This is a genomic window from Sphingobacterium athyrii (assembly GCF_003071065.1).
Taxonomy (GTDB): domain Bacteria; phylum Bacteroidota; class Bacteroidia; order Sphingobacteriales; family Sphingobacteriaceae; genus Sphingobacterium; species Sphingobacterium athyrii.
Window position 1 is genome coordinate 76,156 of sequence record NZ_QCXX01000011.1, and the last position, 17,289, is coordinate 93,444.

General features: G+C 41.1%; 11 protein-coding genes and 3 tRNA genes. 7 read left to right on the forward strand and 7 right to left on the reverse strand.

Features of this window, described 5'->3' with window-relative positions:
- Positions 1-68: 68 nt before the first annotated feature.
- Positions 69-4,487, reverse strand: coding sequence for a DNA polymerase III subunit alpha (gene dnaE / locus DCO56_RS27925; RefSeq protein ID WP_108636962.1), 4,419 nt, complete (start codon positions 4,485-4,487; stop codon positions 69-71).
- Positions 4,488-4,918: 431 nt separating this feature from the next.
- On the opposite strand from dnaE, the gene DCO56_RS27930 reads away from it, so the two are divergent.
- Complete coding sequence (locus DCO56_RS27930; RefSeq protein ID WP_108636963.1) at positions 4,919-5,701, forward strand: Cof-type HAD-IIB family hydrolase; 783 nt, start codon at positions 4,919-4,921, stop codon at positions 5,699-5,701.
- Here DCO56_RS27930 and DCO56_RS27935 read toward each other — a convergent pair.
- Positions 5,698-6,297: a hypothetical protein gene (locus DCO56_RS27935; protein WP_108636964.1), complete on the reverse strand. Its 600-nt coding sequence runs from the start codon at positions 6,295-6,297 to the stop codon at positions 5,698-5,700. The genes DCO56_RS27930 and DCO56_RS27935 overlap by 4 nt on opposite strands.
- A gap of 45 nt (positions 6,298-6,342) precedes the next feature.
- On the opposite strand from DCO56_RS27935, the gene DCO56_RS27940 reads away from it, so the two are divergent.
- Positions 6,343-7,242: a pirin family protein gene (locus tag DCO56_RS27940; RefSeq protein WP_108636965.1), complete on the forward strand. Its 900-nt coding sequence runs from the start codon at positions 6,343-6,345 to the stop codon at positions 7,240-7,242.
- Positions 7,243-7,326: 84 nt separating this feature from the next.
- Here the strand turns inward: DCO56_RS27940 and DCO56_RS27945 are convergent, their stop codons facing one another.
- Together DCO56_RS27945 and DCO56_RS27950 are read right to left on the reverse strand one after the other, a co-directional pair.
- Entirely contained in the window at positions 7,327-7,929 is a 603-nt protein-coding gene (locus DCO56_RS27945; protein ID WP_108636966.1) for a DUF502 domain-containing protein, read from the reverse strand.
- A gap of 48 nt (positions 7,930-7,977) precedes the next feature.
- A complete protein-coding gene (locus DCO56_RS27950) occupies positions 7,978-10,419 on the reverse strand; it encodes a bifunctional UDP-N-acetylmuramoyl-tripeptide:D-alanyl-D-alanine ligase/alanine racemase (protein ID WP_108636967.1) in 2,442 nt (813 codons plus the stop codon).
- Between the two features lie 74 nt (positions 10,420-10,493).
- Here DCO56_RS27950 and DCO56_RS27955 point away from each other — a divergent pair, with 74 nt between their 5' ends.
- From DCO56_RS27955 to DCO56_RS27965, 3 genes are all read left to right on the forward strand, one after another.
- Positions 10,494-10,982, forward strand: coding sequence for a regulatory protein RecX (locus DCO56_RS27955; RefSeq protein ID WP_108636968.1), 489 nt, complete (start codon positions 10,494-10,496; stop codon positions 10,980-10,982).
- Positions 10,983-11,094: 112 nt separating this feature from the next.
- Positions 11,095-11,167: transfer RNA gene (locus DCO56_RS27960), tRNA-Gly, on the forward strand.
- A gap of 5 nt (positions 11,168-11,172) precedes the next feature.
- Positions 11,173-11,257 (forward strand) — tRNA-Leu (locus tag DCO56_RS27965).
- Between the two features lie 34 nt (positions 11,258-11,291).
- Here DCO56_RS27965 and chrA read toward each other — a convergent pair.
- From chrA to DCO56_RS27980, 3 genes are all read right to left on the reverse strand, one after another.
- Positions 11,292-12,623: a chromate efflux transporter gene (gene chrA, locus DCO56_RS27970; RefSeq protein ID WP_108636969.1), complete on the reverse strand. Its 1,332-nt coding sequence runs from the start codon at positions 12,621-12,623 to the stop codon at positions 11,292-11,294.
- A 166-nt stretch (positions 12,624-12,789) separates the two neighbouring features.
- Positions 12,790-13,311, reverse strand: coding sequence for an OmpA family protein (locus DCO56_RS27975; RefSeq protein WP_108637006.1), 522 nt, complete (start codon positions 13,309-13,311; stop codon positions 12,790-12,792).
- Between the two features lie 96 nt (positions 13,312-13,407).
- Positions 13,408-15,597, reverse strand: a complete 2,190-nt coding sequence (locus tag DCO56_RS27980; RefSeq protein WP_108636970.1) for a glucoamylase family protein — start codon at positions 15,595-15,597, stop codon at positions 13,408-13,410.
- A gap of 160 nt (positions 15,598-15,757) precedes the next feature.
- Here DCO56_RS27980 and DCO56_RS27985 point away from each other — a divergent pair, with 160 nt between their 5' ends.
- Positions 15,758-16,711 carry an acetyl-CoA carboxylase carboxyltransferase subunit alpha gene (locus DCO56_RS27985; RefSeq protein WP_108636971.1) on the forward strand — a complete coding sequence of 318 codons (954 nt, stop codon included), beginning with the start codon at positions 15,758-15,760 and terminating at the stop codon, positions 16,709-16,711.
- Between the two features lie 279 nt (positions 16,712-16,990).
- Positions 16,991-17,063: transfer RNA gene (locus DCO56_RS27990), tRNA-Lys, on the forward strand.
- Positions 17,064-17,289 lie beyond the last annotated feature (226 nt).

Here is a 17,289-nt window from a genome sequence, read left to right on the forward strand (position 1 = left end):
TCAATAAACAAAGATAGTAACAACTGTCAATGTAATTGTAATCTTAATTACACAAAATCTAATCCAAACTAATTCAATCGGTAATTAATACCTTCAAACTTATCTATACAGTCCAAAAACTCATTTGTAAGGTTTATTTTTAGACTTTTAGCTGGCATTTCGACAGAGATTTCATCTTGGGGATCCCAGATTTTAAATTTCAATTGACAATTTGGCACAACACCTTCAATCTCATTCTGTGCTAAGATATCTTTAATCCCATCCAAGAACTCTTCATTCAGCTTTGGTAAAGGAATATTAATTGTAAAACTCTTTGCCATTTTTTCACGAAGCTCTGAAAGCAACTGCACACTTCTCAACTCAAAGCCCCAATTTCCGACCTGCCTAAAACGCTCCTGAACCAACCCACGCAACTGAACAAAATAACCTTCCTGTAAATATCCTTTTAATTTCACATACTCTTCGCCAAACACCGCCATATCATAAGAGTCACTATAATCTTCGATTATAAATGAAGCAAAGGGCTTACCATTTTTGGTCAACCGGTGGTTTGCCGAGGCTATAATTCCACCGATAACCAATTCTTTATTTTTAATACGGTTAAACTCCAGCAGAGTTTCCTCATCCACCTCAGCAGCCTTAGCTTTATTGATCAACGACAGATCAGACACTGGATTATGGCAGAAATGTTCAATTTCAAACCGATAGGTATCCAAGGGGTGACTAGTCAGGTAAATACCAATAACATCTTTTTCGTATTTAAGCTTTTCGATCAATCCCCATTGTGGGCAAGGCGCCAGCACAGGTTCCGGCAGCTCCGCAGCCTCACCCGCACCAAACAAACTTGCCTGTGCCGAGTTTTCATTTTCTTTATAGCGTTGTCCAAACCGAATCGCCTTTTCCATCCCTGTTGAATTATCCTCGACATGGAAATACTGCGCACGATGTGTACTTTCGAAACTATCAAAACCACCGGCATACGCCAAACTCTCAAAAGCTTTTTTATTGACCGCACGTAGATCTATGCGCTTAGCCATATCAAAAACAGATTTATACAATCCAGACTTTCTCGTTTGCACAATAGCATCTACCGCACCGGCACCGACTCCCTTGACAGCACCGATACCAAAGCGAATCGCTCCACGTTCGTTGACCGTAAATTTATAGTAAGATTCATTTACATCAGGTCCCAATACCTCCAAGCCCATACGCTTACATTCCTCCATAAAGAATGTCACCTGCTTGATATCATTCATATTATTGGAAAGTACCGCTGCCATATATTCCGCCGGAAAATGCGCCTTTAAATAAGCAGTCTGATAAGCCACCCATGCATAACAGGTGGAGTGGGATTTATTGAAGGCATAACTGGCAAAAGCTTCCCAGTCAGTCCAGATTTTCTCCAGTACTTTCGCGTTGTGTCCTTTCTCTTCAGCCTGTGAAACAAACTTCGGCTTCATTTTATCAAGTACAGCCTTTTGCTTCTTACCCATCGCTTTACGCAAAACATCGGCATCACCTTTAGAAAAACCCGCAAGCTTTTGGGATAAAAGCATTACCTGTTCCTGATATACCGTAATGCCGTAGGTTTCTTTTAAATATTCCTCACAGGCATCCAAATCATATACAATAGGATCTATTCCATGCTTACGCTTGATAAAACTCGGGATATACTCAATTGGTCCCGGACGATATAAAGCATTCATCGCAATCAAATCGGCAAATACCGTTGGTTTCAGATCGCGCATATATTTTTGCATCCCCGGAGATTCATATTGGAATACACCGATTGTTTCTCCACGCTGGAAAAGCTCGTAAGTCAACACATCATCTATCGGAAATTTATCCGGATCTAACACGATACCATGACTTAATTTAACGTTCTCAACAGTATCCTTGATAAGCGTCAGGGTCTTCAACCCCAAAAAGTCCATTTTCAACAGTCCGGCACTTTCAACGACGTGGTTATCAAACTGTGTCACATACAGGTCGGAATCCTTGGCCAAAGAAACAGGAACGAAATTCGTAATATCATCCGGTGTAATGATCACACCACAGGCATGAATACCCGTATTTCGGACAGAGCCTTCCAATACACGTGCCTGACGGATCGTCTCAGCTTCAAGTCCGGCACCGTCAGCGATTGACTTTAACCGGTTGACCGCCTCGATCTCCTCCGTTCGCAATTTTTCCTTTAGACCTGCCTCATCCAGCGTAAAGATTTTGGAAAGCTTCAGATTGGGAATCAGTTTGGCTATTTCATTCGCATCGCCCAAAGGCAGGTCAAGCACACGTGCGGTATCTTTAATCGAAGACTTCGCGGCCATCGTACCGTAAGTAATGATCTGGGCCACCTGACTTGCGCCATATTTATTGATCACATACTGCATCACCCGTCCACGTCCCTCATCATCAAAGTCAATATCAATATCAGGCATGGATACACGGTCGGGATTTAAAAAACGCTCAAATAGCAAATCGTATTTTATGGGGTCAATATTTGTAATCCCCAGACAGTACGCAACGGCAGATCCCGCCGCAGATCCCCGACCGGGCCCAACAGAAACACCCATATCACGTGCTGCAGCAATAAAATCCTGTACAATCAAAAAGTATCCCGGATATCCCGTTTTTTCGATCGTTGCCAATTCAAAATCCAGACGTTCTCGAATATCATCCGTTATTTCCTCGTAGCGTTTCTCGGCACCTACATAACATAAGTGGGCGAGATATTTATTTTCCCCTCTTTTCCCCCCGTCCTCATTATCTTCTGCAACCTGGAATTCCTCGGGTATATCAAATTTGGGCAAGAGGACATCCCTGTTCAATTTAAAGACCTCTACCTTATCCACGATCTCCTGTATATTGAGAATTGCTTCAGGTAAATCTTTGAACAGGCTTTTCATTTCTTCAGAAGATTTAAAATAATACTCCTGATTGGGCAAACCGAACCGGAAGCCCCGCCCTCTCCCTTTGGGTGTGGAAAGTTTCTCGCCATCCTTCACGCATAACAGGATATCGTGGGCGTGTGCATCCCCTTTCTTTTCGTAATAGGTATTATTGGTTGCTACAACTTTAATAGCATATTTACGGGCAAACTTCAATAGAGTTTGGTTGACCCTATCCTCATCTTCTTGTCCATGCCGCATTAACTCAAGATAGAAATCATCTCCAAAATGTTCCTTCCACCATTGCAAAGCTTCCTCCGCCTGATTTTCACCAATATTTAGCACCTTACTAGGCACCTCTCCCTGGAGGTTTCCCGAAAGTACGATCACATCCTCTTTATATTGTAGAATGAGATTTTTGTCTATGCGGGGGACATAATAGAATCCTGCGGTATAAGCAAAAGAAGCTAACTTGGCTAGGTTATGATAACCACGTTTATTCTTTGCCAACAGCACAATCTGGTAACCGTTATCCTTTCTGGTTTTATCTTTATGGTCTTCACAAACAAAGAATTCACAACCTACAATAGGTTTTAGAATCTGACCGGTAGGTTCCTGCCCATTTTCGACTGCTTCGGCATTTTGTGCCTCCACCTCTTTATTATGACTGATGACCCTAGAAACAAATTCAAATGCCCCCATCATATTTCCATGATCGGTAAGAGCAACGGCAGGCATATTGTCTTTGACCGCAGCCGAAACCAACTTGTCATACGACATGGTCGACTGTAGAATAGAAAACTGTGAATGGTTATGTAAGTGAGCAAATTTTGCTTCCTTAAGGGCGGATAAGGCATCTGCATCGACGACAACACTAAATTCGTCTGGCGTAGCGCGTTTTCTGATCTCATCAGAGGCCGCTTTTAGATTGATATGTTTAAGTCCAGCAGTAGGAACAGGACCGGGATTACTCGTTTTGAAATCCACAAAATACCCCGTATCCACCTGAAGTTCCTCGGCCGTAAAGACCTCTCTTCTGACCAGCTCCAGAAAACAACGTGTTGTCGCCTCAACGTCGGCCGTTGCATTGTGGGCCTCAGCAAACGGAACCCCAAACAAATAGGAGTGTAATTCGGTCAGATTAGGCAGTTTATACCGACCACCACGTCCACCCGGAATTTTCAACAGATCCGCAGTCACCTCGGTACAGGTATCCAAAACAGGCATACTCGCCATTTTGGAATCCATACTATAACGATAGAACTCACAGCCCATGATATTGAGGTCAAAACCAATGTTCTGCCCAACAACAAATTTCGCTTTATTTAACGCTGCATTGAATTTTTCAAGAGCAACCTGTAGTGGCACCCCCTGTTCTTCAGCCAATGCGGTAGATATACCGTGTATTTTTTCAGAGTCATAGGGTATATCAAATCCATCGGGTTTAATCAGAAAATCCTGATGTTCGACCAAATTTCCCATCTCATCGTGAATCTGCCATGCCAGCTGAATACAACGCGGCCAATTATCCGTGTCCGTAATTGGCGCGTCCCAACGCTTTGGCAAACCCGTTGTCTCTGTATCGAAAATAATATACATAAATTTCTAAACCTCTTTAATACAATACGTTAAATGTAATCAAATTTACATTTATTTGAACTTGAAATTTACGAAATTCTTAGGGAACATTCTGTCAGATTTTTGCGAAAAATAACAGCATAAAATCTGCTTTTATCGACCAACTCAGATGTCCGGCATCACCAAATTTGCCAATCCAAAAAATTAATTTACACAAATGGTCCACAGCTCTTATCGCTGGCTCCCGCAGCTATTTGAGCAGACCCTTTGACAGCCTTTCGGAATGACTGCTTTTAAGCATCTTCACAGATTTAGGAAAAAAGCAGAGTACTTCAAAAAAAGCTTAACAGGCAAAAAAGCATTGAATCCCACACAATCATAACAGCTATTTAATATTGTACCTACGACACTATCCCAGTTATTTATTATATTTGAATTTGACTCCAATTTCTATGATTAAAGCGATTTTTTTTGATATAGATGGGACACTGTTAAGTTTCAAAACACATCAAGTCCCCGACTCCACACAGCAGGCATTTCAATTATTAAAAGAAAAAAATATAAAAGTTTTAGTTTCTACCGGCCGGTCCTTTAATCAATTAGGACATATCCGTTACCTTGACTTCGACGGTTTTATCACGTTCAATGGCGGATACTGCGTCACCAAAGATGAACAGGTTATTTATAAAAATAGTATTATTCAAGAAGACATCCGTTCATTACTTGATTACGCAAAGTATCATCCCGAACTCACGTTTTCATTTATGTCAGACAAAGAGATCTCCTTAAATCAGGTTACGCCCGAAGTACTCAGGATGTATCAGCAAGTTAACGTAAAAACCCCGCCGATACGCAACTATGAAGACAACTTTGATCTGGAATCCGTCATGCAGGTCAATGTATTTATCAACCCGGAACAAGAAGCTGAGTTTATGGAAAATGTTATGCCCAACTCTGTTGCTTCCCGTTGGACGCCCATTTTTGCCGATGTTAACCCGATGGGACAAAGTAAAAAAGTAGGTATAGATGTTTTTCTAAAACATTTCGGTATTGAGCTTTCCGAAACCATGGCTTTTGGTGATGGAGGAAATGACATTACCATGCTTGCCCACACACAGATTGGTATAGCTATGGGAAATGCGAATCCCGAAGTAAAGGAAATCGCGGACTATATTACCGACGATGTAGACAGCAACGGCATCTGGAATGCCTTAAAGCACTTTGGGGTTATCTAGAAATGAATTGTGAGTGTAGCGCGGCAGGTATTGCTATTGCTATTCAAGAGCAAACTATGTCGTTCTGGAAAAAGAAACTCAAGTCTATTCTGAAAATCTTCAATCAAGGTATGCTTAAATTGGCCCTCCAGATAATGGTTTGCACGATGGCTGACCTCAAATAGCAGCACTTTCGAAGATCCTGAGAGACGAACCCGGATGGGATGGGAAGACATACCATTATATCCGTTTGTTACGGCATGTTGCACCATGGGAAATAAGATCAGCGGGGGCAGCAGCAGCTCTTTTTCCGGCTGAAAACGATTTTCCCATTTGAGTAAAAAACCAGCAGGCATCAACATATTGACCATTGCGATATATTGCGATAGCAAGTCCAGCTCAGCTTCGATAGCCTGCTGTTTATCCAATTCCAAAAGCAATAGCTTTTTTTGAAACAGCATATATTCCGTTTCCGATGCCGCATCCTCCGTCAGGGCCTTCGTCAGCAGAAAACGGTCGCATTGACTGTTCTCAAATGACAATCTATTGGATAGCGCCATTGCCACCTCATTTCTTACAGACTTTTTACCTAGAATACGATCAATTATACCTGACATTTCTTAAATTGCTTTAGAATAAACACACAAAAATAAGGAAACATTATGTCAAATATTGCAATAGTGATTGAAGAAAGAGCCGCAGATATAGGCAATTTCTTGGTAGGGAGACTACTTCCTTTCAGACAAAAACGTATGGTCGGTCCGTTTATATTTATTGACCATATGGGGCCTGACACCATCTCCGAGCCTCACTTCATGGATATTGCTCCACACCCTCATATCGGATTATCCACGTTAACTTATCTCTTTGAGGGAAGTATCATGCACCGCGATAGTTTAGGCAATGCCGTTGAAATAAAACCCGGAGCGGTAAACTGGATGACAGCCGGAAAAGGAGTAACCCATTCCGAGCGCACGCCGGATTACCTACGGTCTACGCAACATGACCTCCATGGCTTACAGATCTGGGTCGCTTTGCCTAAGGATCTGGAACAGATGGAACCCAACTTCGTTCATATCGAAGAACCACAACTTCCGCATTGGACCGAAGACGGTGTAAGTTATCGTCTGATTGCTGGCGAAATCAACAGCCATCGTTCGGAAGTACCGGTTTACAGCCCTTTATATCTTATTGAAATTAAAGCGGAAAAGGATTCCCGCATTAAACTAGGCGAACATCTCTATGGCGAAAGCGGTTTGTATATTCTTCATGGCTCAGTACAGGCTGAAGGCCAGGAGTTTGGTCCAAAGCAAATTTTGGTTGCAAAGGATGCCAAGTTATGTGAGTTCGAAATGAAAGCAGGCACCTCCGTATATATCTTTGGCGGTGAACCCTTTCCTGAACAACGCTACATCGACTGGAATTTTGTCGCTTCTGACATCGAAACCTTAAAAATCGCCAGGAATAAATGGGAACAACACGAATTTCCAAAAGTTCCCGGAGATGATGGCTACATTCCCATTCCACCTGTGAATCCAACTTTAGGCCAAAGGAAGTCCTAATATAAATCAATGCAACAGTTTTACAACCAATAAGAAAGGGCTGGAAATTTAAAATTCCAGCCCTTTCTTATTGCTAGCATTAGCCTACGAATGCTCAATACCACTGACACCCCCGGAGACAACAAGTTTCATTGCATCGGTGGGCGACATATCTAATTTTTTGACCTTATCCGCACTAATAATAACAACCTGACCGGCAAAAGAGTAAGAATATGGGAAATAAACCATAACCTCATCTTCAAGACCTAAACTTTTTAAATCATGCTGTGTCAGAAAACCGATCTTCTTGAGCCCGAACTCATTAACGGTGACCAGCACAGGCTCATTGAATTTCTTAGCATCCCCAACAAAGGCTTCCGTAAAATCCTTTATTGACGTGTACAGGGTATTTAAGAGTGGTATTCTCTTGATCTGATGGTTGATCCATACTTTGATCGGGTCGGTCACAAAATTCGTAAATATCACGCCAGCCAGAACAAGGATAAGAATCACAGTTAAGATTCCGATTCCGGGAATATATAAAGGATGTCCCTTTTCGTCCTGTAGAAAATGTTCTGTCAGGTTCAGCGCTGAGTCAATCGATGCAAAAACCCATACGATCAAAAAAACAGCACCCGCCAATGGCACAACAACGAGAATACCTCGAATTAAATAATTAATAAATCCCCTGAATAATTTACCGAGCATGAGTTAGAAAATCAAATATATTTATACAAAAATGCAGAATATCCTTTATTATTCATAAAAATATACTCTTTTTACCCGCTGCGAAATACTCGTCAGGAGTTCGTAAGGGATAGTACCGATAGCTTTTGCCGCGAGCTTAATATCCGGATAAACAATCACTTCATCTTCTTCTGCCACTTCGATATCCGTCACGTCAAGCATACACATATCCATGCAGATATCTCCTATTGTTGGCACGAGCTGGCCATTAACCATCATCTTGCCTACACCATTCCCAAAACGCCTGTCATATCCATCCGCATAACCAATTTTTATCGTTGCCGTTTTGCTATCCCGATGCAATACCCCATGCCGATTATAACCAACGGTCTCTCCCGCAGCCAAGTGCTTTATTTGAGTTACATTGGTCTTTAGACTACTGACCTCCCGAAGCGGAAGATCATGCCGTTCGACGTCAATCCCATACAGTCCGATCCCGAGCCGAACCATATCAAAATAGGCCTGCGGCCATAGTTCGATACCTGAAGTTGCAGCAATATGACGTAAAAAAGAATAGCCCAACCCTTCTTCAAGGCGTCTTGTAAATTGATCGAGAAGATCGATCTGTTGTTGAGTAAAAGTATTGTCTTCTTTATTGCCGGCAGAAGCCAAATGGGAAAATGCCGACTTTACTTGCAATATAGCACTAGAGTTTAATTCAGTAATCAGTTTATCCACTTCATCCGGCATAAAACCAAGGCGATGCATGCCCGTATCCACTTTGATATGTATCGGAAAGGAAGAAATCCCCTTTCCCTTCAGGTAATTCAAAAAGGAAGAAAGCACTCTAAAACTGTAAATTTCAGGTTCAAGATTATACTGAACGATAGATTCAAAGGTATTTTCGTCAGGGCTCATCACAACAATAGGCAATGTGATTCCAGCCCCCCTTAGATCGACACCTTCATCTGCAAATGCCACAGTAAGGTAATCCACCCTATTGAACTGTAACAGGTTTGCAATCTCAAAACTTCCGCTCCCATAGGAAAAAGCTTTGACCATAGACATCAATTTCACATGTTTTGGCAACAGTTGACGATAGACATTCAGATTATTTTCCATTGCATTGAGGTTGATCTCAAGCACCGTATCGTGGGATTTTGCCACCAATAGGCGGCTGATCCGTTCAAAATGAAATTCCCGTCCCCCCTTTAATAAAACAGTAGAATCTTCAAATTGAAGTGACCTGATATCATCCAAAAATGCTGTGGTACTGGCATACGAAACCGATGGAACAGCAAATTGATCAGCAACTTGCGTCAAGATCTCCCCGATTAAGATCAACCGATCCAAACGGTACTCCGAAAGTAGCCGTTTCAGTTTTGACAAGCTTTTCTCATCCGTTAAACTAACCCCGGGTAAATCCGAAAGAATCAGGATTTTTCGGGGATGCTGTCCCTGTTGATTTAAAAATTCAAGCGCAATTTGGAGGGCATCCAAATCGTTACTATAGGAATCATCAATAATAGAGCTGTTTTTTTTACCTTTCTTCAGTTCAAGCCGCATGGCGACAGGCTGCAGCTCTTTAATTCTTGATGCGATCACCTCTCTTTCATAACCAAAACGCAACATTACCGCAACACAGTTGATGGCATTTTCAATATTTCCTTTGTCAACAAAAGGTACCTCAACAGCAAATGTCCGCCCTCCATAGAAAAGTGTGGCTACCGTAAATTTATCGTCCACCTGTTTGAGTGAATAGACCTCCAATGAAAGCCCCTCATCGTATCCCCACGAAAATTTTCGAGGCCGATAAGGCAGTTGAATATCCTCTACATAACGGTTGGGAAAGATCATTGTCTCAACGTCCTTGAACAGATTTATCTTTTCGTAGATCTTTTCCGCCTTTGATTCAAAACCAGCTTTATGAGCCACGCCTACATTTGTCAGCAGACCGATCGTTGGTTTTATCATATTTTCGAGCTTAACCATTTCGCCTTTTTCCGAAATGCCCGCTTCGATAATCGCCAGATTATACTGATCGGATAAGCCCCATAAAGAAAGCGCTACCCCCAATTGAGAGTTATAGCTTTTGGGACTTCGGTAGATCTTATATTCCGGGGACATCAGTTGATATAACCATTCCTTGACTATTGTCTTACCATTGCTCCCGGTGATCCCAATAACAGGAAAGCTAAACTTCTGCCGATGATAAGCCGCCAATACCTGCATGGATTCGAGGCTGTCGGTGACCCATATCAAATTTGCATCCGGAAATAACTGTTCCTGTTCTTCGTCAAGTTGTAGAACAAAGTTTCTTACCCCCTTATCATAGGCCTCTTTGATATAATGATGACCATCCCTACTCTTCTGCAGCGCGAAAAACACACCGTTATCTGCCTGAACAATCTTTCGGCTATCATAAAATAAATGTTGAACTAAAGAATTGGGATCCGTGATAAACGTGCGATTAGGATGTAAAATCTGGACGATTTCCGATATTTTGTACATTCTCCTGTATTTTGATTGGATCAAAACTGAACATTTTTTTAGTTATTTCATATTATTTTTGAAATTTTGACAATATGTTCGACGAAGATAGAAAAAACAAAAAGATACTGACCCCCGGTCAGGCTAAGCTAAAAGCTGAAAGCTATTGTGCTTATCAGGAAAGATCCCAGCAGGAAGTAAGGGACAAACTCTACAGCTGGGGGCTACACGAGGCAGACGTTGAAAATTGTATAGCGAATTTAATCGCAGAAAACTTTCTGAACGAAGAACGCTTTGCGATAGCCTATTGCAACGGTAAACTACGCATGAAAGGCTGGGGAAAAATTAAAATCAAACAAGCTTTAAAAGGAAAGCGTGTTTCGGAACAGCTGATAAAAATTGCCTTCAAACAGATCGACCCAGATGAATATGAGCACATCTTGGAAAATATTATTGACAAGAAAATTCGGGAGATCAAAGACAAAGATTCGTTCATCATCAAGAACAAAGTCTATCAATTTGCTTTGTCCAGAGGATTTGAAAGCGATTTAATTTTTTCTATACTGAATTCAAAGGAGTTATAAAAAACAACAAAATAAAGTAAATAAATATTTTGCAATATTAATTTTTCGCTCTATATTTGCATCACCAAAAAGGAACACGAGGTTCTTTTTAAAGTTGAAATAAAAATTCCAAGCGAAAATAGCTCAGTTGGTAGAGCACAACCTTGCCAAGGTTGGGGTCGCGAGTTCGAATCTCGTTTTTCGCTCACCTGCCTAGGTGGTGGAACTGGTAGACACGCAGGACTTAAAATCCTGTTCCCGTTAAGGGAGTGCGGGTTCGATTCCCGCCCTAGGTACAAGAAAGCTCATCAGTCGATGGGCTTTTCTTGTTTATGGCAACAGGTACAGTAAAAATCCGTAAACGAGGCTCAAAAGTATAAGCTGCAGCATTCCGATCCGATATCTAAATAAGAGGAAAATTGAAATAGCTACCCAAAGTAACGCCTTCCAGTCCAAATTTGCCAAACCGGACGTTGTTGGAAACAAAATTCCCTGCCCTAGATAAAAAGCTAAATTAACAATCACACCTACTACAGAAGCGGTGACCAAGGAGAGTACATACTGGATGGCTTTATTTTTTTGAGAGCGTTCGATAAGCGGCGCACCGATAAAGATCAATGCAAAATTGGGCAAAAAAGTAAAGTAAGCCGTAGCCGCCAGACCCACCATAGCCATTGCATAGGAGTGGTCAAAATGATTAAATCCGGCCATAAATCCCACATAAGCCAACACGATAACCAATGGCCCCGGCGTTGTTTCGGCCAATGCGAAACCGTCTATCATTTGTGTCTTTGTCAGCCAGAGAAATTTTTCCGTCACCAAATTTGCGACATAGGGAATAACAGTATAAGACCCCCCGATTGTAAGGTACGCCGATTTTGTAAACAAGAAAGAGAGATCTTTCCAAAATGTAGCATCTGGCATAAACAGGTATAGCGCCATAAATGGGCCCAACCACAACAAAAAAAATGCAAGAAACTGAACACTGATCTTACGTACGGAAATTGACGGTACTGTCTCCAGGGAATTGACGTGATAAAACCGCTCTTTATCGACCTCTTCTTCCTGTTCAGATTTACCCTTTTCCTCCTTGGGCTTTAAGAAATAAAGTGAAAATCCCAGAACCATAACCCCCAAAATAATCCAGGGCATAGGGACTTTGACAAAATAAGAAAGCAAAAAAGCAAGCAAAGCGACGATATAATGCCATGTACCCAATAATGACTTCTGTCCCACTTTGTAAGTTGCGAACAATATAATTGCCAGCACTGCGGGTTTTAAGCCAGAGAACAGTGCAGATAGAAACGCAGAATTGCCAAAGTATACATACACCAGACTAAGTCCCAATATGATACACAGAGAAGGTAATATAAAAAACAGTCCCGCCAGTACTCCACCCTTTAGACCATGTAATTTCCAGCCGAGATAGATGGTCAATTGATGTGCTTCAGGTCCCGGTAGCAGCATGCAGGCATTCAGCGCCCGAAAAAATTTTTTGCTGCTTACCCACTTTTTCTTGTCCACCAGAAAATCATGCATGATCGTTATATGCCCCGTCGTTCCACCAAAACTTATCCAGCCCAGGATAAACCAAAACCGGATAGCTTCCCGAAAACTAGGCTTAAACAATTCATTTCTCTCAATGGCGACAGGTTTTTCCAAATCTGATTTATATTTATATTATGACGATTATAATTGCAACGATAAGGGTATGAGCTACCCGATTAAACCCGTTAAAAAAGCCGATCAGCTTCCATTTAAGGCATAAAAAAAGCGATATATTTATAAAATATCTCGCTTTCCATTCAGGAAAAAGACCCTGATAATTTTATTTTTTATCCAAGATGGTTACTTCTACTCTTCTATTTTTTTGACGTCCCTCCGGTGTCTTGTTATCACCAACAGGATTTGACTGGCCAAAACCTTTTGCTGTAATACGAGACTCTTGTACACCCGAATCTACAAGGAATTTTTTTACGGACGCAGCACGTTTATCAGAAAGCCATTGGTTATACTCGACGGTACCGGTAGCATCTGTATAGCCGTCAACTTTAATTTTATTGTTGTTCTCTTGCAGGATTAAGGCCAGCTTACTTACTTCAGTCTTTGCCTTTTCAGATAAATAGGAAGAATTTGTTGGGAACAATAGATCCGACGAAATACTGAATTTAATTCCCTCGTCAGTCCTTTTCGCATCATTAAAGTCCTTTTTCACATTTTTCAAACCATCATCAGTTCCATCTTTTGTGACAACAGCTCCAGGATTTACTACAATAGCCTGTTGTTTACAAGAAAATAATGATAAACCTGCACATACGGCCAATAGTCCCAAATTAATTTTTCTAAGCATCGTTTTTAACGTATTTAATGTCGATTTAAACAGGGTAAATATAAGGAAAAAAGACCAAAAAAGGTGCTCCTTTCCGTTCATCGGATCGTAACAAATCTATTTCTTCAAATATACCATATCCAATGTCTTTTTAATTTCAGGAATTTGCTCATACAACTTCCAGATCATGCCTGAATTGGCATTTTCAATCATTACAGCTATCGTGGCCTGATTTCTCGCCCGGTAACTTTCAGAAACATCATTATTTTTGAGATCGATCCAAGCTCTAAATCCATATTGTGTAAACAGGACATCTGCATACTCCTCATAAAATTTACGCAAAGCTTTCAAACCGATTTCCTTTTCAAAGGGATAAGAGGCTATTGAAATGGCCGGATTCACAAGATATCCCTGGTCCTGGTAAGCATTATCCGCTTGTTCAACACCCCAGATATCCGTAAATCGTGTTCCGATATTCAACTCATTATCTCTCCGTTTATAGGCAAGTATATAGTCTGACAGATACTTTTTATAGTCCACAAAATTATCCACTTTCCCTTTCGGATTCATGATCAAAAATGGCCTATAAACAGACATCAACGATTCCGTCAGATTACCTCCAGCGATACTTTTAGCAAAAATAACCTTATCGTCCGAATAAATCGAAACGGGTACATTCTCTATGTTACCGATCAGGGGATTGCTACTTATCGTTTGCGCAAGAGAATCATTCAACTTTGTCCTTATCTCCGGTACCAAAGCGCTCAATTCATCACTAAAATCTATTCCGTCCGCATGTTTAGTTGCAAATCCATTTGTATAAGCCGAAGCAGCCAAAGGATGTGTTGGAGACGACATGGCAAGCACATAAGTACTAAGGCTCTCGTTAAACCCGCCCAATTGACGGGATCTCGCCGTAGTATCTATAGGAGACCACTTGTTCCAAAGGACATCCGAGTTATTTGGATCAGTAAAGTACCTCCAATTAATTCGTTCCCATAATGCCGTAATTGATTTCCGTAGCGATTGCTCCTGTGGATCATCTTTGCTAAAGTATTCACGGGCGATCAATAATGACTCCATCAGATGTGAAGTGCCTCTTACATCATAGGTCGGTACAGAATCACGATAGTGAGGTACTCCCGATCTCCCATCATAGAAGGCAGTAAACACTCCCTGATGATTTTGCGCCGCGCTCAAAAATTTCACCATCCGTGTCATCCGTGCCAACAAAGCTTGTCTAGACATCAGTTGGTTTTCAGCAGCAACAAGCAAACCCAGGATAGCATAGCCAGTTTCATTGGTTGAAACTATAGCCTGACGATTCCCACGGTCAGGAAGGTACATCCCACTGTTCACATCATAATTATCAATAAAATAATTCACGTGCGCATTCCGAATAAAACTTAACATTTCCGCATCGGTTCCCTTTTTGGTCTGTATTTCCTTTACATCTGAAAATGGGGATTCTACGTAGTTGTAATCTACCCAGGCTATTTTATAATAATAACTCTTGTTATACTCGTTCACCCTATCGAGACATTTCTGCACATAAATCGGTAAGACTGCGATTGGCTGATAATTCAGCTTATCTTCCGATCTATAAATTTTCACGTAGCGAATACTCGGAGTCAATGGCAATTGCCATACAAGTTCAACCTGCTTGTCCACTGCACCTATTTTAGACAAAATAGCAGCCGATGACAGCTTAACCTTTGGGTAGTTTTTCGGGAGGAACTCGATTTGATCTATAAAAAGCTGATGCGTAATTGTACCGGTACCATTTTGTTCAAGTAACAACGAAGACACAGCCTTTCCTGTGACAATTCCTTCAAATTTTGACACGGGAATAGAAACATTGAGCCAGGTATCATATGCAAAGTCATCAATGTAATAACTAATATCCAATGCATTGGAGCGTACATCATTTTGTTGTAGGACAACTTTAGGCAGCTGCCCCTTTTCAGTATTACTTTGAATGAACAATTTAAAGGTTAAATGATCATCCTTGGCAATCATATACTGAAATTTCTGTTTATCATTTAATATACTGGCCTCCCATTTTCCATTTGGAGAGGAAACGTAACGCAGGGAAAGAGAATTCCCCGGAGTAAAAAACAAGCTATCTGAAACCGGAAGGCTGTGATTCACATTTTGTATCCAGGACTCACCTGTATAATGTGCCATGCTTTTCGCATAACTTCCATTGATTATACTATTATCAAACAGTACCTCCGGATAGCTTTCTGATCTGGCAAGTATAGGTGAAATCAACAGAAATAGAAAGTAAAAGTATTTTTTCAGCATAAGTCAACATTTTTCACAGGCTTACAATCAAAAACTAAGCCACCACAATGATTATAACGCAAATGTAACAAAGGATTTCCAATGATATTGTATGCTCAAATTTTAATTTCGGAAAAAATGCGCTAAATTAGCCCCCTGAATATTTTCATAAAATAGATATATGAAAACCACTTTTGATTTTGAAAAGCCAATTGCAGATTTGCAGTTGCAGATTGAAAAGGTAACACAAGTTGCCGAAAAAACTCAAGTTGATATGAGCGCAACCGTTCGTGAACTTGAGGAAAAACTTGCTTCTACGGAAAAAGAAATATACAGCAATTTAACAGGATGGCAGAATGTTCAAATGTCACGTCATCCGGATCGTCCACAGACCTATGATTATATCGAAGCAATCTGCGATGAGTTTATCGAATTGCATGGTGATCGTACGGTAAAAGATGATAAGGCGATTGTAGGCGGCATGGCCTCCATCGATGGCAATCCTGTCATGATCATTGGTCATCAGAAAGGTAAAAACACCAAAGAGCGTCAATACCATAATTTTGGCATGGCCAATCCAGAGGGTTACCGTAAAGCATTGCGTCTGATGAAAATGGCTGAAAAATTCAATAAACCCGTCATTACATTAATCGACACCATGGGTGCTTATCCAGGTTTAGAAGCTGAGGAGCGTGGACAAGGTGAAGCTATCGCACGCAACCTAATGGAAATGGCAGTACTTAAAGTTCCTATCATCTGTGTGGTCATAGGTGAAGGTGCTTCGGGCGGGGCCTTGGGTATCGGAGTAGGTAACCGTGTATATATGATGGAACATACTTGGTATTCCGTTATTTCGCCAGAATCTTGCTCTTCGATTTTATGGAGAAGCTGGGATCACAAGGAAAAAGCAGCAGAAGCGTTAAAACTAACTTCCAGTGATATGTTAGGCAATGGATTAATAGATGGAATCATTCCTGAGCCATTGGGCGGTGCTCATCAGGATCCAGCACAGGCAGCCGCTAATCTGAAAGAGCAACTATTGAAAGATCTTGCTGAATTGACGGCAAAAGACAGCGATACATTGATCAAGGAACGCATTGACAAATTCAGTAATATGGGCGTTGTGACAGAATAATGTCATCTCCATATTTATCAAAAATATAAGAAAAGTCGGCAGGGTATGCCGACTTTTCTTATTTAACAGCAGCTTATTTTTAAAAAAGGTAAACACTGCCTACACAGAATCGCTCGATTCACAATCAAATTCCTGCCTTCTCAAACAAGAAGCCGTTCTTCTAAAAAAAATAAAAGCGTAATTTATAAACTGTTACAAAATATTTAAACAAAAAGAACAAAAACATTTGGACACAATCACATCTTTTTATACCTTTGCATCACTTTCAAAAACAGAAAGGATTCCGTAGCTCAGCTGGTAGAGCAATACACTTTTAATGTATGGGTCCTGGGTTCGAATCCCAGCGGGATCACAGAGAAAAAGCTAATCGCAAGATTAGCTTTTCTTGTTTAAGGAATTAGGATTCGAACGAAGGGCCGGCCGGGTTCGATCCGTCGGAGGCTCAGGGATGTGAACGGGGACTGTGGGGCTGAGCCAATCCCAGCGGGATCACAGAGGAAAAGCTAATCGCAAGATTAGCTTTTCTTGTTTAAGAAATTAGGATTCGAACGAAGGGTCGGCCGGGTTCGATCCGTCGG